This window comes from Pseudoduganella sp. (assembly GCF_041914865.1).
GTDB lineage: Bacteria > Pseudomonadota > Gammaproteobacteria > Burkholderiales > Burkholderiaceae_D > Rugamonas.
Genome location: NZ_JAYSCO010000027.1, coordinates 15,942 through 34,700 on the forward strand (window position 1 = coordinate 15,942; position 18,759 = coordinate 34,700).

The 18,759-nt window shown below is 65.2% G+C and carries 20 protein-coding genes; 16 read left to right on the forward strand and 4 right to left on the reverse strand.

What is annotated here, in order from left to right:
• The first annotated feature begins 67 nt into the window (after positions 1 to 67).
• The 10 genes from pepA (at position 68) to ACE3TQ_RS14270 (ending at position 8,221) form a co-directional block, all read left to right on the forward strand.
• Positions 68 to 883: a flocculation-associated PEP-CTERM protein PepA gene (gene pepA, locus ACE3TQ_RS14225; protein WP_374582924.1), complete on the forward strand. Its 816-nt coding sequence runs from the start codon at positions 68 to 70 to the stop codon at positions 881 to 883.
• A 188-nt stretch (positions 884 to 1,071) separates the two neighbouring features.
• The gene (locus ACE3TQ_RS14230) at positions 1,072 to 1,839 is read left to right on the forward strand and encodes an N-acetyltransferase (protein ID WP_374582925.1); all 768 of its coding nucleotides are present in this window, start codon (positions 1,072 to 1,074) and stop codon (positions 1,837 to 1,839) included.
• Positions 1,826 to 2,725, forward strand: a complete 900-nt coding sequence (locus ACE3TQ_RS14235) for a ThiF family adenylyltransferase (RefSeq protein WP_374582926.1) — start codon at positions 1,826 to 1,828, stop codon at positions 2,723 to 2,725. The genes ACE3TQ_RS14230 and ACE3TQ_RS14235 overlap by 14 nt, the downstream gene beginning before the upstream one ends.
• Before the next feature lie 159 nt (positions 2,726 to 2,884).
• A complete protein-coding gene (groES, locus tag ACE3TQ_RS14240) occupies positions 2,885 to 3,175 on the forward strand; it encodes a co-chaperone GroES (protein WP_028101749.1) in 291 nt (96 codons plus the stop codon).
• 39 nt (positions 3,176 to 3,214) lie between these two features.
• Entirely contained in the window at positions 3,215 to 4,861 is a 1,647-nt protein-coding gene (groL, locus tag ACE3TQ_RS14245) for a chaperonin GroEL (protein WP_374582927.1), read from the forward strand.
• A gap of 67 nt (positions 4,862 to 4,928) precedes the next feature.
• On the forward strand, positions 4,929 to 5,669 hold the full coding sequence (locus ACE3TQ_RS14250; protein WP_374582928.1) for a DUF6882 domain-containing protein: 741 nt from the start codon (positions 4,929 to 4,931) through the stop codon (positions 5,667 to 5,669).
• A 97-nt stretch (positions 5,670 to 5,766) separates the two neighbouring features.
• Positions 5,767 to 6,372 (forward strand): PEP-CTERM sorting domain-containing protein, encoded by a 606-nt coding sequence (locus tag ACE3TQ_RS14255; protein ID WP_374582929.1) that lies wholly within the window; start codon positions 5,767 to 5,769, stop codon positions 6,370 to 6,372.
• A 139-nt stretch (positions 6,373 to 6,511) separates the two neighbouring features.
• On the forward strand, positions 6,512 to 6,964 hold the full coding sequence (locus ACE3TQ_RS14260; RefSeq protein ID WP_374582930.1) for a hypothetical protein: 453 nt from the start codon (positions 6,512 to 6,514) through the stop codon (positions 6,962 to 6,964).
• A 3-nt stretch (positions 6,965 to 6,967) separates the two neighbouring features.
• The gene (locus ACE3TQ_RS14265; RefSeq protein WP_374582931.1) at positions 6,968 to 7,597 is read left to right on the forward strand and encodes a glutathione S-transferase family protein; all 630 of its coding nucleotides are present in this window, start codon (positions 6,968 to 6,970) and stop codon (positions 7,595 to 7,597) included.
• Between the two features lie 3 nt (positions 7,598 to 7,600).
• Positions 7,601 to 8,221 (forward strand): hypothetical protein, encoded by a 621-nt coding sequence (locus tag ACE3TQ_RS14270; RefSeq protein WP_374582933.1) that lies wholly within the window; start codon positions 7,601 to 7,603, stop codon positions 8,219 to 8,221.
• Here ACE3TQ_RS14270 and ACE3TQ_RS14275 read toward each other — a convergent pair.
• Both ACE3TQ_RS14275 and ACE3TQ_RS14280 read right to left on the reverse strand, forming a co-directional pair.
• Positions 8,199 to 9,434, reverse strand: coding sequence for an MFS transporter (locus ACE3TQ_RS14275; protein WP_374582935.1), 1,236 nt, complete (start codon positions 9,432 to 9,434; stop codon positions 8,199 to 8,201). The genes ACE3TQ_RS14270 and ACE3TQ_RS14275 overlap by 23 nt on opposite strands.
• Positions 9,431 to 9,958: a PadR family transcriptional regulator gene (locus tag ACE3TQ_RS14280; protein WP_374582936.1), complete on the reverse strand. Its 528-nt coding sequence runs from the start codon at positions 9,956 to 9,958 to the stop codon at positions 9,431 to 9,433. The genes ACE3TQ_RS14275 and ACE3TQ_RS14280 overlap by 4 nt, the downstream gene beginning before the upstream one ends.
• 171 nt (positions 9,959 to 10,129) lie before the next feature.
• Here ACE3TQ_RS14280 and ACE3TQ_RS14285 point away from each other — a divergent pair, with 171 nt between their 5' ends.
• Genes ACE3TQ_RS14285 through ACE3TQ_RS14310 form a run of 6 tightly spaced genes read left to right on the forward strand, consistent with a single transcriptional unit; the run spans position 10,130 to position 15,126 of the window.
• Positions 10,130 to 10,306 carry a hypothetical protein gene (locus ACE3TQ_RS14285; RefSeq protein WP_374582937.1) on the forward strand — a complete coding sequence of 59 codons (177 nt, stop codon included), beginning with the start codon at positions 10,130 to 10,132 and terminating at the stop codon, positions 10,304 to 10,306.
• Between the two features lie 51 nt (positions 10,307 to 10,357).
• Positions 10,358 to 11,374, forward strand: coding sequence for an MvdC/MvdD family ATP grasp protein (locus ACE3TQ_RS14290; RefSeq protein WP_374582938.1), 1,017 nt, complete (start codon positions 10,358 to 10,360; stop codon positions 11,372 to 11,374).
• Positions 11,359 to 12,234: a hypothetical protein gene (locus ACE3TQ_RS14295; RefSeq protein WP_374582939.1), complete on the forward strand. Its 876-nt coding sequence runs from the start codon at positions 11,359 to 11,361 to the stop codon at positions 12,232 to 12,234. Before ACE3TQ_RS14290 ends, ACE3TQ_RS14295 begins: the two co-directional genes overlap by 16 nt.
• Complete coding sequence (locus ACE3TQ_RS14300; RefSeq protein WP_374582941.1) at positions 12,231 to 12,803, forward strand: MauE/DoxX family redox-associated membrane protein; 573 nt, start codon at positions 12,231 to 12,233, stop codon at positions 12,801 to 12,803. The genes ACE3TQ_RS14295 and ACE3TQ_RS14300 overlap by 4 nt, the downstream gene beginning before the upstream one ends.
• Positions 12,803 to 13,366: a peroxiredoxin family protein gene (locus tag ACE3TQ_RS14305; protein WP_374582942.1), complete on the forward strand. Its 564-nt coding sequence runs from the start codon at positions 12,803 to 12,805 to the stop codon at positions 13,364 to 13,366. The genes ACE3TQ_RS14300 and ACE3TQ_RS14305 overlap by 1 nt, the downstream gene beginning before the upstream one ends.
• A 26-nt stretch (positions 13,367 to 13,392) precedes the next feature.
• A complete protein-coding gene (locus ACE3TQ_RS14310; RefSeq protein ID WP_374582943.1) occupies positions 13,393 to 15,126 on the forward strand; it encodes an ABC transporter ATP-binding protein in 1,734 nt (577 codons plus the stop codon).
• 42 nt (positions 15,127 to 15,168) lie between these two features.
• Here ACE3TQ_RS14310 and ACE3TQ_RS14315 read toward each other — a convergent pair whose 3' ends face one another.
• On the reverse strand, positions 15,169 to 17,043 hold the full coding sequence (locus ACE3TQ_RS14315) for a glucokinase (protein WP_374582944.1): 1,875 nt from the start codon (positions 17,041 to 17,043) through the stop codon (positions 15,169 to 15,171).
• Positions 17,044 to 17,127: 84 nt separating this feature from the next.
• The gene (locus tag ACE3TQ_RS14320; protein WP_374582945.1) at positions 17,128 to 18,735 is read right to left on the reverse strand and encodes an alpha-amylase family glycosyl hydrolase; all 1,608 of its coding nucleotides are present in this window, start codon (positions 18,733 to 18,735) and stop codon (positions 17,128 to 17,130) included.
• Between the last annotated feature and the right edge of the window lie 24 nt (positions 18,736 to 18,759).

Sequence of the window (18,759 nt, forward strand, 5' to 3'; positions counted from 1 at the left end):
GCTTAGTCAGGACTGGCAAACGTTGGCACAGCCAAGAACTCAACCAGAACCTGAATGGAGAACGAGCATGAAGAAACAACTTTGCGGATTGCTGGCAGGCGCCCTGGCCCTGCTAGGCGCAACCCAGGCATCCGCGGCCCCGATCTTTACGGTGGACCCGACCACCATCGCCGGCACGGGCGCGATCTTTAACGCGGACGCCATCAACGGCTTTTCCTCCACCCGTATCCGCCACGACGTGGGCGACCCGGCCAATGTGTACAAGGCCAACGGCTATGCCTTCTTCAACGGCTTCGCGCTGGACAGCGCACCGGTGCCGGGCGGCACCTCGCGCGTGAACGTCGATTACGGCCTGTACGCCGTGTTCAGCCAGCAGTTCACCTGTACCGGTCCGCTGGGCCCGGGCGTGAATTGCACGGTGTCGAACTTCAGCTTCGAAATGTGGGCTGACCCGGGCAACGACAACAGCTACGGCCAGTCGACCGTGGCGCTGGATCCGGTGGTCGGCCTGAACGGCGTGCAGTACAAGCTGGCCAGCTCCAACGTCCTGAACGCCGGCATCGGCGGTCTGGATGCGCTGGGCGGCGCGTTCCAGAACCTGAACTTCGGCTGGACCCTGTACGACGATCCCGTCAACCCGGACGGCTACGACTTCTTCACCGATCCACGTCCGTTCTACAACGCCGCCTTCACCGCGTTCAACAACACGTCGCAAGGCATTATTTGCGATACCGTCGGTTGCGTCGACGCCGAGGTGGTGGCGATCAACTCCGAGACCGGTATCCTGGACTTCAACGGCAACGCCATTCCGGAGCCAGGCAGCATCGCCCTGCTCGGCCTGGGCCTGATGTTGCTGGGCACGCAGCGCCTGCGCCGCCGCTAAGCAGGCCTTTCCGATAGGTCCCCGCCAGCGGCGGGGACCTGTCTATTGGTGCAGCGAAATTCGCTTGCCCACATGAGCCCGCCGTGCCACTATCGTTTTTTAGCGCTGCGCGTTTGACGCACTTCCTGGCTTTCAACATGCTATGTTTGGAAAGGGCCAACGCCTGGCGCTCGTTGGAGGAGTTCGCCATGCAAAGCAGCCAAGACGCCCCATCCACCATCGCGCCGGAGACGGCCGAAGACGCCGCCACGCCGCACACGGTGAGCGAAGGCGATCCCCTGCTCGCGCAATTGCCCGACCAGGTCACGCAGGAGCTGAACTTCGGAATCAGAATGGTCGACACGCCCGACGGGCGCAACCAGGCCAGCATGCTGATCCACCGCATGTACAGCTGGCGCGGCTTCAGCGGCAACCACGCGCTGAAACCGGTGGCCAACCGCGTCACGCTGATGGCCAGCCAGAAAGGCGAAGCGGTTGGCACCCTGAGCGTGGGCCTCGATTGCCCGGAAGGCCTGCTGGCCGACGAACTGTTCAAGCCGGAACTGGACGCGGTGCGCGCGCAAGGCGGCCGCATCTGCGAAATCATCAAGTTCGCCTTCGACATGGCCGGCACCAGCAAGCAGTACCAGGCCGCCCTGTTCCACCTGGCCGTGATCACCGCGCGCGACCTGCACAAATGCACCCATATGTTCATTGAAGTGCAGCCGCGCCACCGCGCCTTCTTCGACAACGCGCTCGGCTTCAAGCAGCTGGGCGAGGCCAAGATGAACCCGCGCGTCAGCGTGCAAGGCATCCTGATGTGCGTGGAGCTGGCGTATATGACCGAGCAGATCCAGCGCTACGGCGGCAAGGGCAATCTGCCCGGCGTGCGCTCGTTCTACCCGCATTTCTTCTCGCCGCGTGAGGAAATTGGAATCGTCAACAGAATGCTCAACCTCCCCAATGGCAAGTCGTGACCAGGCTCCGCCGCAGTTCCAGTACGAGGAAGCGTTCTCGCGCAACCTCGGCTGGGTGACGCCGGACGAACAGCAAGCCCTGCGCGGCAAGCGCATCGCCATCGCCGGCATGGGCGGCGTGGGCGGCGTGCATTTGCTGACCTTGGCGCGCCTGGGGGTCGGCGCCTTCCACGTCGCCGATTTCGATTGCTACGACATTCCCAACCTGAACCGCCAGGCGGCCGCCTTCATGTCCACCATGGGCCTGCCCAAGGTGTCGGTGGCGGCGCGCATGGCGCGCGACATCAATCCCGAAGTCGACATCCGCGAGTTTGGCGACGGCGTCAACGCCGGCAACGTGGCCGACTTCCTGCAAGGCGTCGATGTGTATGTGGACGGCCTGGACTTCTATGCCTTCGAAGCGCGCCAGCTGGTATATGGCCACTGCGCCGCGCGCGGCATTCCGGCCACCATGGCGGCGCCGCTTGGCATGGGCGCCTCCTGCCTGAATTTCCTGCCCGGGAAAATGAGTTTCGAGGACTACTTCCAGTGGGGCGACCTGCCGGAAGTGGAAAAAGCGCTGCGCTTCCTGGTCGGCCTGGCGCCGGCCGGCCTGCACCGCAGCTACCTGGTATGGCCGCAAGGCGTGGACCTGGCGCAGCGCCGCGGCCCCTCGACCAGCATGGGCTGCCAGCTGTGCGCCGGCATCGCCGCCAGCCAGGCCCTGAAAATCCTGCTGCGGCGCGGCGCCGTGCTGGCTGCGCCGTGGGGTTTCCAGTACGATGCCTACCGCGACAAGATGGTCACCACCTGGCGCCCGGGCGGCAACCGCCACCCGCTGCAGCGCCTGGCGCTGGCGTTCGCCCGCCGCCATTTCGTCGGCAACACACCCGACGCCCGTCCCTGAGCCGGACTTGCTTAACCGCCACGATTGCATCGTGCGCAAGATTTGAGCATTCGCAAAAGAAATTCCCTTGAAAAGCCAAAGTGTCGTCCCTATAATTATTGGCACTCGTTAGCCGAGAGTGCTAACAACTGTCAATAAACCGAGTAAAAGGAGTTTTGTATGAACCTTCGCCCTTTGCATGACCGCGTCATCGTCAAACGCCTGGACCAGGAAACCAAGACCGCGTCCGGCCTGATCATCCCTGATGCAGCTGCTGAGAAACCAGACCAGGGTGAAGTGCTGGCAGTTGGCAACGGCAAAGTTGCTGACAACGGCACCGTGCGCGCTCTGGAAGTGAAAGTGGGCGACCGCGTTCTGTTCGGCAAATACGCCGGCCAAGCCGTCAAAGTCGACGGCCAGGAACTGCTGGTAATGCGCGAAGAAGACATCATGGCCGTGGTTCAGAAGTGATCACCGCCTCACCGATACAGAATTCAGGAGAAAACAAACATGGCAGCTAAAGAAGTCATTTTCGGCGATTCCGCCCGTTCCAAGATGGTCGAAGGCGTCAACATCCTCGCCAACGCCGTTAAAGTCACCCTGGGCCCGAAAGGCCGCAACGTTGTGCTGGAGCGCTCCTTCGGCGCCCCAACCGTCACCAAGGACGGTGTGTCGGTCGCCAAAGAGATCGAACTGAAAGACAAGCTGATGAACATGGGCGCGCAGATGGTCAAGGAAGTTGCTTCCAAGACCTCCGACAACGCCGGTGACGGTACCACCACCGCTACCGTGCTGGCCCAGGCGATCGTGCGCGAAGGCATGAAATACGTTGCCGCCGGCATGAACCCAATGGACCTGAAGCGCGGCATCGACAAGGCAGTGGCTGCCACCGTCGAACAGCTGAAGTCCATCTCCAAGCCATGCACCACCTCCAAGGAAATCGCCCAGGTTGGCGCGATCTCCGCCAACTCCGACGCCTCGATCGGCGAGCGCATCGCTGAAGCGATGGAAAAAGTGGGCAAGGAAGGCGTGATCACCGTGGAAGACGGCAAGTCCCTGCACGACGAGCTGGACATCGTGGAAGGCATGCAGTTCGACCGCGGCTACCTGTCCCCATACTTCATCAACAACCAGGAAAAGCAAGTTGCCGTCCTGGAGAACCCATTCGTCCTGCTGTGCGACAAGAAGATCTCCAACATCCGCGACCTGCTGCCAGTACTGGAGCAAGTAGCAAAAGCCGGCCGTCCACTGCTGATCATCGCTGAAGACATCGAAGGCGAAGCCCTGGCGACCCTGGTGGTCAACAACATCCGCGGCATCCTGAAGACCTGCGCAGTGAAGGCTCCTGGCTTCGGCGACCGTCGCAAGGCCATGCTGGAAGACATCGCCATCCTGACCGGCGGCCAGGTGGTAGCGGAAGAAGTCGGCCTGACCCTGGAAAAAGCCACCCTGGCGGAACTGGGCCAAGCCAAGCGCATCGAAGTGGGCAAAGAGAACACCATCGTCATCGACGGCGCCGGCGAAGCTTCCGCCATCGAAGGCCGCGTGGCACAGATCCGCACCCAGATCGAAGCCGCGACCTCCGACTACGACCGTGAGAAGCTGCAAGAGCGCGTGGCCAAGCTGGCCGGCGGTGTTGCCGTGATCAAGGTTGGCGCAGCCACCGAAGTCGAAATGAAAGAGAAGAAGGCACGCGTTGAAGACGCACTGCACGCCACCCGCGCAGCTGTGGAAGAAGGCATTGTGCCAGGCGGCGGCGTTGCCCTGCTGCGCGCCCGCGCTGTCCTGAACGTGAAAGGCGACAACGCCGACCAGGACGCCGGCATCAAGATCGTGCTGCGCGCAATGGAAGAGCCACTGCGCATGATCGTCACCAACGCCGGCGAAGAAGCCTCGGTGGTGGTGAACGCTGTTCTGGCCGGCACCGGCAACTACGGCTACAACGCCTCCAACGGCACCTACGGCGACATGGTTGAAATGGGCGTGCTGGACCCAGCCAAGGTCACCCGTTCCGCACTGCAGAACGCAGCGTCCATCGCTGGCCTGATGCTGACCACCGACTGCATGGTTGCTGAAGTCGTAGAAGACAAGCCAGCCGGCGGCATGGGCGGCATGGGTGGCATGGGCGGCATGGGCGGCATGGACGGCATGATGTAATCCATCCCCTCGCCTTACGGCCAAAAAGCCCACCACCCGGTGGGCTTTTTTTATGTACCATGCACGCATGACAACCGACACCATCACCTGCCCCACGCACGGCGAAAGCCAGTTCGCCTATATCTGCAAGCACCTGCTCGCCAACCCCGTCCAGCAGTGGTACTGCGGCTATCCGGAAGAAGATGCGCAGTGGCGCGACGCCTGGTGCGCCGAATGCGAGCTGGCCTTCGAACGCGAAGGCGAATGGAACGAAAACAACGAGGGCGAAGCGGACATCAAGCTGATTTGCTGCCACTGCTACGAGCACCACATTGGCCAGAGCGTGAAGCGCCTGGAGGGCGCGGCACTGGACGAGTGGACCAGCTTCGTCGACGGCCATTGCGCCACCCTGTCGGAAAAGCAGGCCGCCATGACGGCGCAACTGCGGCTGGACGACTATCCGCGCTGGGACTACTACCAGGACCGCGCACAGCTGGTGTTTTCCGGCGGCCAGTTGCCGGAGCTGGTGGCCGACATCGAATTCGTCGGCACCCTCTCCACCGCCAGCAATACCTGGATGTGGTCGTGGGCCAATTTCAGCCTGCTCGAAGCAGTCCGTTCACGCATCGCAGCGGTGCGCGAGGCTGGCGGGGAGCGCGACTTCCCCCATCTCACCGTTCCCATCTGGGAAGCCGACATGCACGACGGCTGGCACATGACCGCCATCGCCGTCGAGCAGCTGGGCGCCATTGGCGCCTACCGCGTCCCGTCCGGCGATGGCTACATCTTCATGGCCATTCTGTCCGCCCGGCACCGCCCCGGAAGCTGATCCCTCCCGCATTTTTTTCATTGCTGGCGATTTTTTTGGCAATTGCCGTGCTACAATCGCACTGACTTTTAAACAACTAATATTACTTTTTAATAACATGAAGAAGATTATTGCAGCGATGCTGCTGCTGGCCGCTGGGGCCGCACATGCCGGCGTCATCGAGTTGGTCAAGAATGGCAGCTTTGAAAAAAATGGCGTCGCCGCGAACAGCTGGAACATCAAATATGCCCTGGACGGCTGGACCGTCGGCGCCAACGGCGCCGAAGTGCGCAACAACGTCGCCGGCGCCGCGCAGAACGGCAGCAACTACCTGGAACTGGACACCACCGGCAACAGCTGGATCAGCCAGTCCTTCGACACCAGCAAGGGCGCCGAGTACAAGCTGTCCTTCTACTACGCCGCGCGCGAGCAGACTGGCGCCGCGACCAACGGTATCGACGTCTTCTGGAACGGCCAGCTGGTCAAGCAACTGGCGCAGAACAACTACAGCAATGCGACCAACTGGATCAAGTATGACTTGTCCCTGTTCGGCGTGGGCAGCCTGTCCAAGCTGGAGTTCAAGGCCGCGGGCACCAGCGACAGCCTGGGCGGTTCGCTGGACAACGTTTCGCTGACCACCAACGTGCCCGAGCCAGGCACCCTGGCCTCGCTGCTGCTGGGCCTTGGCATGCTCGGCTTCACCCTGCGCCGCCGCCAGCAGTAAGCACCAGGCGCGCCGCGCCGCCGGACTCAACAATCGGGGTCAGGTCTGACAATCGGACAAAATGTCCGATTGTCAGACCTGACCCCGAATTTGTTTCTGATAGTATGGGCGCACTTTCAACAGCAAGGCGGCACCCAGCATGTCCTCCAACCGTAAATCCGCAATCGCCGGCACCCTGGCCGGCCTCCTGCTTGCCGGGCTCGGCGCCTGGCATGTGAACCAGCAGCGCGCGCAGGCTCTGCCTGCGCCGGCGGCATCCGCTCCTGCGGCAACGCTGGCGCAAGCCGCCGTCAGCCGCGAGCAGGCGGTCGCCAGGCTGATGGCGTTGCCGGAACTGAAACGCTGGGCCGATGCGATCGAGCAGCGCAGCGGCGGCACGCGCCACGGCGCCCTGCTGGAGACCGATCCGGCGCCGCGCGCGGTTAACGGCCAGCCTTACTACCAGCTCAGCTTCGTCGAAAACGGCGACGACATGGCGCAGGCGCTGGCCAGCTTCCTGGTCTCGCACGCGAGCGGCGATATCCTGGTGGAAGACGACACCAGCGGCGAGCTGCTCCCGGTCGAGCAGTGGCGCAAGAAGCTGAAGGATTGACGCATGTACACCCTGTACTACGGCCGCGGTGCGGCCAGCCTGGCGATCCACGCTGCGCTGCACGAAATCGGCGTGCCCTACCAGCTGGCCGAGATCGACCTGGACGCCGGCCAGCAGCGCAGCCCGGACTACCTGCGCCTTAATCCGCAAGGCAAGATCCCGACCCTGCTCATCGAGGGCCAGCCGTTCACCGAATCGGCCGCCCTGATGCTGATCCTGGCCGAACGCCACCCGCAATCGCAGCTGGCGCCGGCGGCCGGTACGCTGGCGCGCGCCGCGTGGTACCAGCTGGCGCTGTCGCTGGCGAACGACCTTGGCAATAATTTCCGCCTGTGGTTCTACCCGTCCGACATCGGCAGCAGCGAAGGCGACGCGGCGACGCGCGGCGCCATCCGGCAGCGCATCGAGGCGGCCTGGGAGCGGCTCGATGCACGGCTGGCCGCCAACGGGCCCTACCTGCTGGGAGAAGCGTTCTCCGGCGTGGACCTGATGTTGACCATGTATATGCGCTGGTCGCGCAATATGCCGCGCCCCGCCACCGACTGGCCGGCGCTGCGCAAGTATGCCGACATGATGCGTGCCCGCCCCAGCTGGCAGCATGTGTCGCACGTTGAAGCCCTTAGTGATTGGTAAGAGATGTTCAAGAAGCTGTTAGCGGCGTTCGGCGCCGGCTCCAAAACCCGCGCTGATGCGCCTTATGCCAAGGACGAGCTGAACGCCGTCCACAAGCTGCTGTTCGCCGACGACGCCGGCCAGCTGTTCGGCGATGCACCGGACGTGCGCGTGGTGCAGGCCATCGCCCAGGATGCCACCGAGGAATCGCGCGTGCGCCTGCTGGCGGCGCAATGGCTGCGCACCCACGGCGAGCCGCCGGCCGCGCCGGAAGTGCTGGGCGTGGTGATCGAAGTGCCGCTGGACGACAGCATGGACACGCTGGCGGCCTACGCCGACGGGCGCGTGCGCTACATCGACCAGCACGGCGGCACCGCCGTCTTCGAGGGCGCGCCGGGCGACGTGGCGCAGCAGGCGAAAACCCTGGTGGCGGCCGCCAGCGCCGCCTACAGCGGGGCCAACCCGCACAAGCCGAAGCTTGCGCCGCACAACGGCCGCATGCGCATGACCATCCTGGCGCAGGAAGGCAACCGCGTGCTGGAAGGCCCGCTGCACAGCATCCTGGGCGACGCGCTGGCCAAGCCCGTGCTGGAGCAGGGCCGCCGCCTGCTGGACCTGGTGGTCAGGCCGCAGGACGCGCAGTAGCCGCCGCCGGCGCCGGTTGCACGCGCCCGATCCACCACACCGCAAACGCGATCAGCAGCGAGGCGATGATACCGATGGTGTCGTAGCCGAGCAGGCGTCCGCCGGCATCGGTATGCACCAGCAGGCCGCCGGCGAACGCGCCGACGCCCGTCCCCAGCTGCTGCACCGCCGCATTCGCGCTCAAAAAGGCGCCGCGCCGCTGCGGCTCGGGAATGGTGGTCAGCAGCGCCTGCAACGGCACGAAACGGCCCGACATGGCCACCATGAAGAACGGGAAGAACAGCATCACCGCCAGCAGCGGGATGTGCGGCATATGCGTCATGAACAGCGTGGGCGCGATGGAGAACAGCGCCACCCAGCGGAACACGCGCTGCTTGCCGGCCTTGTCCGACCAGCCGCCGATCAGGCGTGAGCTGAACAGCGTGGCGATGCCGCCGCACAGGTAGACGTAGCTGATCTGCGCCGGCGCAATGCCCAGGTTCCCCACCAGCATGGGCGAGATGAACGGGATCACCATCATGCCGCTCACCGTCACCGCAAAGCACAGCAGGAAACCGCGCAGGTGCGCGCCCACGGTGAACAGGCCGAACAGCTCGGGCAGCACGCGCGCCAGCGGCACCGCCGCCCGCGCCAGGTGCTGCGTCATGGACGGCAGCGCGCGCGCCGCCACCAGCCACACCAGCATCGACAGCAGCACCAGCAGGTAGAACGGCGACTGCCAGCCGAAGTGCGCGCCCAGCATGACGCCAGCCGGCACGCCGGCAATCGCGGCCATGCTGAAGGAAGTCATGACGATGCCGGTGGCGGCGCCACGGCGCTCCTGCGGTATCAGGTCGGCGATGATGGACATGCTGATCGCGCCGAGCACGCCGCCGGTCATGCCGGCAAAGGCGCGCGACAGCACCAGCACATGGAAGTTGGGCGCCAGCGCGCACGCCAGATTGGACAGGTTGAACAGCATGAAGACCGCCAGCATCAGCTTCTTGCGGTCGAAACGGTCGGCATAGGTGGCCGCCAGCAGGCCGGACAGGCCGGCGCACCAGGCATAGGCCGACACCGCGCCCGAGACCTGGGCGGCGCTGATCGAAAAGGCCCGCATCAACTGCGGGGCGAGCGGCATCATGACCATGAAGTCCATGATCACGGTGAACTGGATGAACGCCAGCAGCCACAGGACTGTGCGTTCGCGTTGCGGGGTGAGTGTTTGTGTCATTGGTTCAGTTTATTGATTTCGTCGGTGGCGTTTTTGAGGATGGCGCGGATCGCCTCGACCTGGGCGCGCGTCGTGCCGGGACCGCGGCCGCGGCTGAAGACGGCCTCCTTCAACGCGTGCATCAGGCTGCGCAAGTCGCCGCCCGCTTCGCCGTTGGCGCTGCAGGACAGGCGCGCCATATACGCGTCCACCATGGCGCGGTTCGCATCGAGGAAGGCCAGGCCTTCGGGCAGCACGGAATACAGCTTCTTGTTGCCGTCCTTGACGATATCGACCTGGCCCATGTCGGCCAGCATCGACAGCAGCGGATAGATCGCGCCGGGGCTGGGCGAGTAGCTGCCGCCGGTCAGCGTCTCCAGCTCCTTGATGATTTCGTAGCCGTGGCGCGGCTTGTCGGCGATCAGCTGCAGCACGACATAGCGCATGGCGCCCGAGTCGAACATTTTCGGCCCGCGCCCGCCGCCGCGCTGGTGGTGGTGGTGTTCGTGGTGCAGCCGGTGCCGGCCGCGGAAGAAGTGGAACATGGCGAACTCCTTAAGATATATCTTAATAAGATATATCGTAGCACTATTTTGTAACTTGCATATGATTTTTTTTGTTGACGTTTCTGAAACCCGCGAGCTACATTCGCCTTCCGTCGCATCACGACGGTGACTAAGCAATCATGATCAACTTTTTTAAGAAAGAAGTGGAAAATGAAAAAGCAGAACGAGAAAAAGCTGTTTGCCTTTAAAGTCGCAGAAATCAAAACCGAAGTGAAAAAGCCAGCCACCCAGCAGTGGCAAGCACGCCAGGGCGTCGCAACCGCCGGCTGCTCGTTCCCTTCGGAACGCGCACGCACCCAGTGGGGCGACGGCGGCGTTTATTGCTAAGTCATACAAGCCAGAAAGCCTTGCTCCGGCGGAGTGAGGCTTTTTTTGCCTATGGCCGCAAAAGACACAGTCCTCATCATCAGCAATTCGCGCGACCTGCACGCGGACCTGATGGCACCCCTGCTGGCCGCGCGCGGCGTGCGCAGCTTCCGCATCGACCTTGATACCTTCCCCCGCGACTACCGTTTGAGCCAGCGCTTCCTGCACGGCAGCCTGCAAGCGCAGCTGCAGCACCTGCCCAGCGGCGCGCGCGTCGACCTGAGTCAGGTAGGCGCGGTGTGGAACCGCAAGCCGGGCGAATTCGCCTTCGCCAGCGACGACCTGGCGCCGCAGGAAAAAGCTTACGCCCAGCAGGAAAGCGAACAGGCCCTGTTTGGCCTGCTGTACACCATCGACTGCTTCTGGATGAGCCATCCGACCGCCTTGCGCGGCGCATGCTGGAAAGGCGAGCAGCTGCAGCGCGCGCTGTGCCATGGCTTCCGCGTGCCGGCGTCCATCGTCACCAACGACCCGCAGGAGGCGCGCGACTTCCTCGCAGCGCTGCCGGGCGACGGCATTTTCAAGTCGCTGTCCTCGCCCACGCTCGCCGCCGACAAGGTGACGGACGAGGAATGCATCGCAAGCGGCCTGGCCACCACCCTGGTCACGCCGGAAATGCGTGCCTGCCTGGATGCGGTCAGCGAGCTGGCATGCCACTTCCAGGAATACATCCCCAAGCAATACGAGCTGCGCGTGACCGTGATCGGCGAACGCGTGTTCGCCGCCCGCATCGACTCGCAGGACGATGAACGCACCATGGTCGATTGCCGCGACATGTCGGCCGACGTCGGCTACAGCGCCGCCGAATTGCCGCCCGACGTCGCGCGGCGCTGCCGCGACTTCGTGCGCAGCTACGGCCTGTCGTTCGGCGCGCTGGACCTGATCGTCACCCCGGAAGGCGACTACGTCTTCCTCGAAAATAACCCGTGCGGCCAATTCCTTTTCGTCGAACAGCTGGTGCCTGCGCTGCGCCTGTTCGACGCCGTGGCTGACCTGCTGAGCAAGGAGTGCCTATGCCGCAACCCGTAGACCTGCAGGCGCTGCGCGCGCTGGAACAGGCGCGCGGCAGCCGCGTGCTGGTGCTGGCGGCCAGCACGCTGGACATCGACCTGCTGCCCGCCCTGTACGACCAGCTGCGCACCATCGGCAAGGTGGAACGCCTCGACGTCGTGCTGCACAGCCGCGGCGGCATTGTCAACGGCGCGCGCCGCATCGCCCTGCTGCTGCGCGAATTCACCCGGCACCTGGGCGTGATCGTGCCGCACTACTGCGAGTCGTCGGCCACCCTGCTGGCCATGGCAGGCGACGAGATCATCGCCGGCGACCTGGCCATCTTCTCGCCGATCGACCCGCACCTGCACGGCGACGCGGGCGGCGACACCAGCTCCATCTCGGCGCAGGACATCCGCCTGTTCGGCAAGATGTGCGCCAGCTGGTTCGGCGCCGACCCGGATGCCGCGCGCGAGCAGGCCCTGGCGCTGATGTGCCAGAACATCTTCCCGCCCACCCTGGCCGCCTTCTACCGCACCACGCTGGAGATGGAGCAGATCGGCGAGGAGCTGCTGCGCTACCAGCTGCCGCAGCTGGAAAGCGAGGCGCGGCGCGCCATCGTGCGGCGCCTGATGCAGGACTACCATTCCCACAACTACGCCATCACCGGCGCTGAGCTGGCCGCCCTCGGCCTGCGCGTGCGGCGCGACGCGCAAGCCGAAGCGCTGGCCTGGGATATCGCGCGCACGCTGCATGCCGGCTTTGGGCGCGGCACGGCGCAATCGGAAGAGGACGAATGGGACGACATGCTGCTGGCCACGCGCGACAGCGTGAACGTGCGGCAGCGCCGCCCCGGCGGCCTGCACGGACGCTGGCGCGAAGAAAGGCCGGCCTCATGAGCGCCGCGCTGCCATCCGCCCTGCCCGCCGCCGCCTTTCTGGCCGAAGTGCTGCGCCTGATGGGCGCCCTGCTCCTGCTGGCGGCCGCCTACGGCAAATGGCAGGCGCTGGGCCAGTTCCGCGCCAACCTGGAAACAAGTTTCAGCGTGCGGCCGGCGCTGGCCGCCTGGCTCGCCCCGGCTATCGCCGGCATCGAGCTGGGGCTGGCCGTCGGCCTGGCCGCCGGCGGCACGACCGGCCAGGCCGCGCTGGCCGGCGCGCTGCTGCTGTTCGTCGTGTTCACAGCGGTGGTGGCGTGGAAATACGCCACCGAAGATATCGTCAAATGCAGCTGCTTCGGCGATGCCGACCGCTCCGTGTCCGGCTTTGACCTGGCGCGCAACGCCGCCATCATCGCCGCGCTGGCGTACAGCCTTGCGGCCGGCGCCAACGCACCGGCATTGGCGGCAGCGGCCGGCTGGCAAGCCATGGTGTGCGCGCTCGGCGTCGCCACCCTGCTGGCCGTGGTGCTGGCCAAGCTGCACGAGATCATGATGCTGCTGCTGTACGCCAGGGAAGGAGTGGTGTGATGGATGCCGGCGTACTTTACCTGCTACTGGGCGTACTGGCATTCGGCGTCGCCCTGGCGCTGATGCTGTCGCTGGCGGCGGTCGAAGCGGCGCGCCACCTGGCGGCGGCAGGCCAGCGCCAGGCCACGCCACCGCTCGATGAAATCCTGCCCGCCGTTACGGCCCGCATGCTGCAGGGCGGCGCGCGCCGGCAGCTGCCGCCGGCCGGCATGCCGGCCGTGCTGGTCTTCCTCTCCAGCACCTGCCCCAAATGCCGCCAGAAGCTGCCCGAACTCGCCGGCTACCTGCCGCAGCTGGACGACGCCGGACTGGAACTGTGGCTGGTCAGCCGCGAACCGCGCTGGCGCCTGCGGCGCTTCCTGCGCGGCAGCCCGCTCGCCGGCCACACCCTGCGCGTCGACATGCGCAGCTACCGCGCGCTGAACCCGACCATGAGTTCGCCCTTCTACCTGTTCGTCAATGAAGAGGGCCGCCTGCAGACCGGCGGCACCGTCGGCGACGAAAACTGGGAAACCTTCCGCGCCCAGATGCTGGACGCCGGCACGGAGCGGGAGGCCGCCTGAACGCCCACCTGCGCCGCCTGCGCCTGGTGCGCCCCTTCGCCGGCCGCATGGCGGCAGGCATGCTGTGCATGGCGCTGGCCGTGGCGGTGCAGCTGGCCTACCCCAAGGCCCTCGCCTACTTCATCGACAACGCCGGCAAAGGGCACGACGCCGCCTGGTACGGCACCTTCTTCCTGGCCGCGCTGGCCGTGCTGGTGGTGCAAGGGATCGCCGCCACCATGCGCTACTACCTGTTCCAGTCGACCGGCTACATGATCGTCACCAGCATCCGGCGCCAGGTGTACACCGCCCTGCTGCGCCAGCCGGTCGCCTTCTTCGACCAGCACCACGTCGGCGAACTGACCAGCCGCCTGGCCGCCGACGCCGAGGAGCTGCACGACGCGCTGAGCATGGGCCTGTCCATCGCGCTGCGTTGCGCGCTGATCGTGGCAGGCGCCGTCGCCATGCTGCTCGCGATTTCGCCCGCGCTATGTCTTGTGCTGCTGTGCTACGCCCCGCTCAGCGTGGTGCTGAGCACCTGGAGCGGCAAACGGCTCAAGGACTGCGCGCGCGACATCCAGCGCGGCCAGGCCGAAGCGGGCCGCGTGGCGCATGAGTACCTGGCCAATATACGGCTGGTGCGCGCCTTCGGCCAGTATCGTAGCGCGGCCCGGCATTACGAAGAGGCCACCGGCAGCGCGCTGCGCACGGCACTCGCCGGCACCCGCCTGTTCGGCCTGTTCCGCGGCATATCGTCCTTCCTCACCTACTTCGCGCTGCTGCTAACGCTGGGCTACGGCGCCCATTTGATCGGCCAGGGAACGCTCAGTATCGGCGAGCTCACCGCCTTCGTCGTGTACGCGGCCATGGCCACCGAATCGGCCGGCATGGTGAACGACTTCTGGGCCGACTGGATGCGCACCGTGGGCGCCACCGAACGCCTGTTCGAAGTGATCGACAGCGCCCCGCCGCCCGAGCCGGAAGCCGGCGCCGGCGCCGCAGCGCTGGCCGGCCAGTTCGCGTTTGAACGCGTCAGCTTCCGCTATCCCGAACGCCCGCAGCGCCTGGCGCTCGACGGCATCGACTTCAGCGTGGCGGCGGGACAGAAGGTCGCCCTGGTGGGCGCCTCCGGCGCCGGCAAATCGACCATCGCCAGTCTTTTACTGGGCTTTTACGAACCGGAGGCGGGACGCGTGCTGTTCGACGGCCGCCCGCTGGCGGGACACGAAGCGCGCGCCGGCATCGCCATCGTCGAACAGGAACCCGCGCTGTTCGCCGGCAGCATCCACGACAACATCGCCTTCGCCGTGCCCGGCCGCCGCGCCAGCCGCGACGAAGTGGCCGCCGCCGCCCGGCTCGCCAACGCGCACGACTTCATCAGCGCCTTCCCGCAAGGCTACGACACCGAAGTCGGCGAACGCGGCGTGCAGCTCTCCGGCGGACAAAAGCAGCGCATCGCCATCGCCCGCGCCCTGCTGCGCAACCCCGCCATCCTGGTGCTGGACGAAGCCACCAGCGCCCTCGACGCCGCCAGCGAAATGCAGGTGCAGGCCGCGCTCGAGCGGCTGATGGAAGGCCGCACCACGATCATCATCGCCCACCGCTTCTCCACGATCGTCAAGGCCGACCGCATCCTGGTGCTGCGGGAAGGCCGCATCGTGCAGCAAGGCCGCCACGAAGAACTCCTGCGCGACCGCCACGGCCTGTACCACGAACTGATGCAGCACCAGATAAATCCGGGGCCACCCGAAAAATGGGGACGTACCCCAATTTTCGCTTAGCGAATATGGGGTACGTCCCTATTTTTCGGGTGGCCCCGGATTTCAGTTGTCGAGGTGGGAAATTTGCAGGCGGCGGCTTTCCTGCACCACGCCGTTGGCCTTGTGCTCCAGCACCAGCTCGGCATTCTGCTCGTCCAGCGAAATGCCGACCGACAGGATGTCGATCAGCAGCAGCTGCAGGATGCGCGAAATCATCGACAGGAAGGCGCTGCTGTCCTCCGCGTGGTCGACCGCCAGGCACACCGAGGCCTTCTTCGCCAGCGGCGACTGGCTGCTGGTGATGGCGATGACGTCGGCGCCGGCGCGGCGCGCCGCGTCGACCGCTTCCAGCAGCTCCGGCAGCTTGCCGGAATTGGAGATGGCAATCACCACGTCGCCCGGTTTCAGCAGCTCGGCGGCCAGGGTGAACAGGTGCGAGTCGCCATACGCCGCGGTCGGGATGCGGAAGCGGAAGAACTTGTGCTGGCCGTCCAGCGCCACCACGCGCGAATTGCCCATGGCGTAGAACTCGACCTTCTTCGCCTTCGACAGCAGCTCGATGGCGCGGTCCAGCGAATGCACGTCCATCTGGTCGCGGAATTTCAGGATGGCCGACACGGTGTTGTCGATCACCTTCGCGCTCAGGTCGTGCGTGCTGTCGGACACGCGCACCTGGCTGTGGCGCACCGGGATCGCGCCGGTCAGGCTGGAAGCGAACTTCAGCTTGAAATCGGCCAGGCCCTGGAAGCCGAGCGAGCGGCAGAAACGGATCACGGTCGGCTGCGACACCTCCGCCAGGCGGGCGATATCGGCGATCGGCTCGTTCAGCACCAGGCGCGGCTGCTCGATCACCAGCTGCGCCACGCGCTGCTCGGCCGGCGTCAGTTCCGCCTTCAGCGACTGCACGCGCTCCATCAGCGTGTTGGCGCCGGTGCGCCCGCGCAGGTGTTCGGACAAAATCGTGGCCACGCCGTAGAACGCCGGGTTCGGCGTGGTGATCACATAGGTCGGGATATCGGCCAGGTAGGACGAGAAGCGGCCCTTGGCTTCAAAGCGCGAACGGAACGGCGACTCCAGGAACCACTCTCCCATGCGCGGCACGATGCCGCCGCCGATGAAGATGCCGCCGAAGGAGCCCAGCGTCACCGCCAGGTTGGCCGCCGCGCCACCCAGCATGGCGCAGAAGCATTCCAGCACCTCGATGCACAGCGCATTCTTGTCCTTCAGCGCGCCAGCGATGATCTGCTGCGACGTCAGGTCGCGCACGCTCAGGCCGTTGCGCCGCGCCAGCGCGCGGTAGATGATTTCCATGCCCGGACCGGAAATCAGGCGCTCGTTCGACACGTGCGGCCAGGTTTGCCAGGCGTACTGCAGGATCGCGTATTCGCGCTCGTCGGCCGGCGCAAAGTTGGTGTGGCCGCCCTCCGAACCCAAGGTCACAAAACCATCCGTGGTCGGGATCACGCCCGAGCAGCCCAGGCCCGTGCCCGGGCCCAGCACGCCGATCACCGAATTCTGCGCCGGCGCGCCGCCGCCCACCTGCATCAAGTCGTCCGCCTTGAAGCCGGGGATAGCCATCGCCAGCGCGGTGAAGTCGTTCACCACCAGCAGGGTATGCAGGCCCAGTTCGCGCCGCACCTCGTCGGTCGAGAACTGCCAGTCGCGGTTGGTCATGCGGATGAAATCGCCGTGCACCGGGTTGGCCAGCGCCAGCGCGCCGTGGTTCAGGGTGATGTCGCCGTGGTCGGCCAGATAGCTGCGCAGCAGCGGGACAATGCCGGTGAAGTCGTCGCACTGCAGCACGCGCACCGCCTTGAATTCACCGGGCGCCGTCTGCAAGGCCAGGCGCGCATGGGTGGCGCCGATGTCCGCCAGCAGGCGCGGGCCGTCCGCAAAAGCGGAACGGTTGGCTTTTGGGTCTGCCTCTATCTGTTTCATTGTCTTTTTAAGTATTAGATAACGCCACAAAGGCGGGAGGATACCCGAAAAACAAGGCCCCGTGCACAGACGGGGCCTTCTTATTTAAGCGGCATAGCCGAACCAGGCGCCGTAGCCAGGCAGCTGCACCTGCCCATCCACCACCTCGCCCGGCAAGCCAGGCTGCTCCAGCTTCTGCGCGCCCTGCGCCGCCGGCAGCGCAAAGTTGACCGGCGCCGCGCCCAGGTTAAACAGTGCGATCACGCTGCGCTCGCCCTCCAGGTCGCGCCGCAGCGCCAGCACCGGCTCCGGCGCATCGAAGAACACGATATCGCCGCGCGTCAGCTGCGGCATGGTCTTGCGCCAGGCGATCATCCTGCGCGCAAAGTTCAGCGGCGACGCAGGATCGTCCTCCTGCAGCGAAGCCGCAATCGCCTTATGCTCCTCCGCCACCGGCAGCCACGGCGTACCGCTGGTGAAGCCGCCATGCTCGCCGCTGGTCCAGGCGATCGGCGTACGGCAGCCATCGCGGCCCTTGAACTCCGGCCAGAACGTCTTGCCATACGGGTCCTGGATCAATTCATACGGCACATCCGCCTCGCTGAACGCCAGCTCATCGCCCTGGTACAGGCAAGGCGTGCCTTTCAGCGACAGCTGCATGGCCAGCACCAGCTTGGCGAAAGCCGCCTGGTTGCCCATGCCCTTCCAGCGCGTCACCACGCGCACCGCGTCATGGTTACCGACCGACCACGAAGGCTGGCCGTCCTTCACGCGCGCCTTGAAGTCCTCCACCTGCTTGCGGATATGGCCCGCGCTGCTGTCAGCGGTCAGCAGGTTGAAGCTGTAGGCCATGTGCAGCTTGTTGCCGCCCTCCGTGTACTGCGCCATTACCGCCAGCGAATCGTCCGCGCCCACCTCGCCGATGGCCACCGCGCCGTATTCATCCAGCAGCACGCGCAGCTTCTCCAGGAAGGCCACGTTCTCCGGCTGGCTCTTGTCGTAGACGTGCGCCTGCATGCCGTACGGGTTGGCATCGCTCACGGTCGACGTATCGCGCACCAGCGCCGGCGGATTGCTGCGCAGCTGGCGGTCGTGGAAGTGGAAATTGCAGGCATCCATGCGCACGCCGTCCACGCCGCGCTCCAGCCAGAAACGCAGCGCATCCAGGTGCGCCTGCTGCACTTCCGGATTATGGAAGTTCAGGTCAGGCTGGCTGACCAGGAAGTTATGCATGTAATACTGCTTGCGGCGCGAATCCCACTGCCACGACGAACCGCCGAACACCGACAGCCAGTTGTTGGGCGGGCAGCCATCCGGCAGCGGATCGGCCCAGACATACCAGTCGGCCTTCGGGTTATCGCGCGAAGAGCGGCTCTCCTTGAACCACGGATGGTCCTCGGACGTGTGCGACATGACCTGGTCAATCATGATCTTCAGGCCCAGGCTGTGCGCCTTGGCGATCATCCGGTCGAAGTCCGCCAGGGTGCCGAACATCGGGTCGACATCGCAGTAATCCGCCACGTCGTAGCCGAAATCGCGCATCGGCGACTTGAAGAAAGGCGAGATCCAGATGATGTCCACGCCCAGTTTGGCGATATAGTCGAGGCGATCAGTGATGCCATTCAGGTCACCGATGCCATCCCCATTCGTATCCAGATAGCTGCGCGGATAAACCTGATAAATGATTGCTTCTTTCCACCAAGGCGTGCTCATGACCCAAATCCCCTCCAAAAACTG

Coding starts and splice junctions, on each gene's coding strand:
- ACE3TQ_RS14280 (WP_374582936.1), bottom strand. CDS start 9,958: ATGTTCCACTTCTTCCGCGGCCGGCACCGGCTGCACCACGAACACCAC.
- ACE3TQ_RS14230 (WP_374582925.1), top strand. CDS start 1,072: ATGCAAAGCAGCCAAGACGCCCCATCCACCATCGCGCCGGAGACGGCC.
- ACE3TQ_RS14260 (WP_374582930.1), top strand. CDS start 6,512: ATGTCCTCCAACCGTAAATCCGCAATCGCCGGCACCCTGGCCGGCCTC.
- ACE3TQ_RS14315 (WP_374582944.1), bottom strand. CDS start 17,043: ATGAAACAGATAGAGGCAGACCCAAAAGCCAACCGTTCCGCTTTTGCG.
- groES (WP_028101749.1), top strand. CDS start 2,885: ATGAACCTTCGCCCTTTGCATGACCGCGTCATCGTCAAACGCCTGGAC.
- ACE3TQ_RS14255 (WP_374582929.1), top strand. CDS start 5,767: ATGAAGAAGATTATTGCAGCGATGCTGCTGCTGGCCGCTGGGGCCGCA.
- ACE3TQ_RS14285 (WP_374582937.1), top strand. CDS start 10,130: ATGAAAAAGCAGAACGAGAAAAAGCTGTTTGCCTTTAAAGTCGCAGAA.
- pepA (WP_374582924.1), top strand. CDS start 68: ATGAAGAAACAACTTTGCGGATTGCTGGCAGGCGCCCTGGCCCTGCTA.
- ACE3TQ_RS14275 (WP_374582935.1), bottom strand. CDS start 9,434: ATGACACAAACACTCACCCCGCAACGCGAACGCACAGTCCTGTGGCTG.
- ACE3TQ_RS14270 (WP_374582933.1), top strand. CDS start 7,601: ATGTTCAAGAAGCTGTTAGCGGCGTTCGGCGCCGGCTCCAAAACCCGC.
- ACE3TQ_RS14300 (WP_374582941.1), top strand. CDS start 12,231: ATGAGCGCCGCGCTGCCATCCGCCCTGCCCGCCGCCGCCTTTCTGGCC.
- ACE3TQ_RS14235 (WP_374582926.1), top strand. CDS start 1,826: ATGGCAAGTCGTGACCAGGCTCCGCCGCAGTTCCAGTACGAGGAAGCG.
- ACE3TQ_RS14290 (WP_374582938.1), top strand. CDS start 10,358: ATGGCCGCAAAAGACACAGTCCTCATCATCAGCAATTCGCGCGACCTG.
- ACE3TQ_RS14265 (WP_374582931.1), top strand. CDS start 6,968: ATGTACACCCTGTACTACGGCCGCGGTGCGGCCAGCCTGGCGATCCAC.
- ACE3TQ_RS14295 (WP_374582939.1), top strand. CDS start 11,359: ATGCCGCAACCCGTAGACCTGCAGGCGCTGCGCGCGCTGGAACAGGCG.
- groL (WP_374582927.1), top strand. CDS start 3,215: ATGGCAGCTAAAGAAGTCATTTTCGGCGATTCCGCCCGTTCCAAGATG.
- ACE3TQ_RS14250 (WP_374582928.1), top strand. CDS start 4,929: ATGACAACCGACACCATCACCTGCCCCACGCACGGCGAAAGCCAGTTC.
- ACE3TQ_RS14320 (WP_374582945.1), bottom strand. CDS start 18,735: ATGAGCACGCCTTGGTGGAAAGAAGCAATCATTTATCAGGTTTATCCG.
- ACE3TQ_RS14305 (WP_374582942.1), top strand. CDS start 12,803: ATGGATGCCGGCGTACTTTACCTGCTACTGGGCGTACTGGCATTCGGC.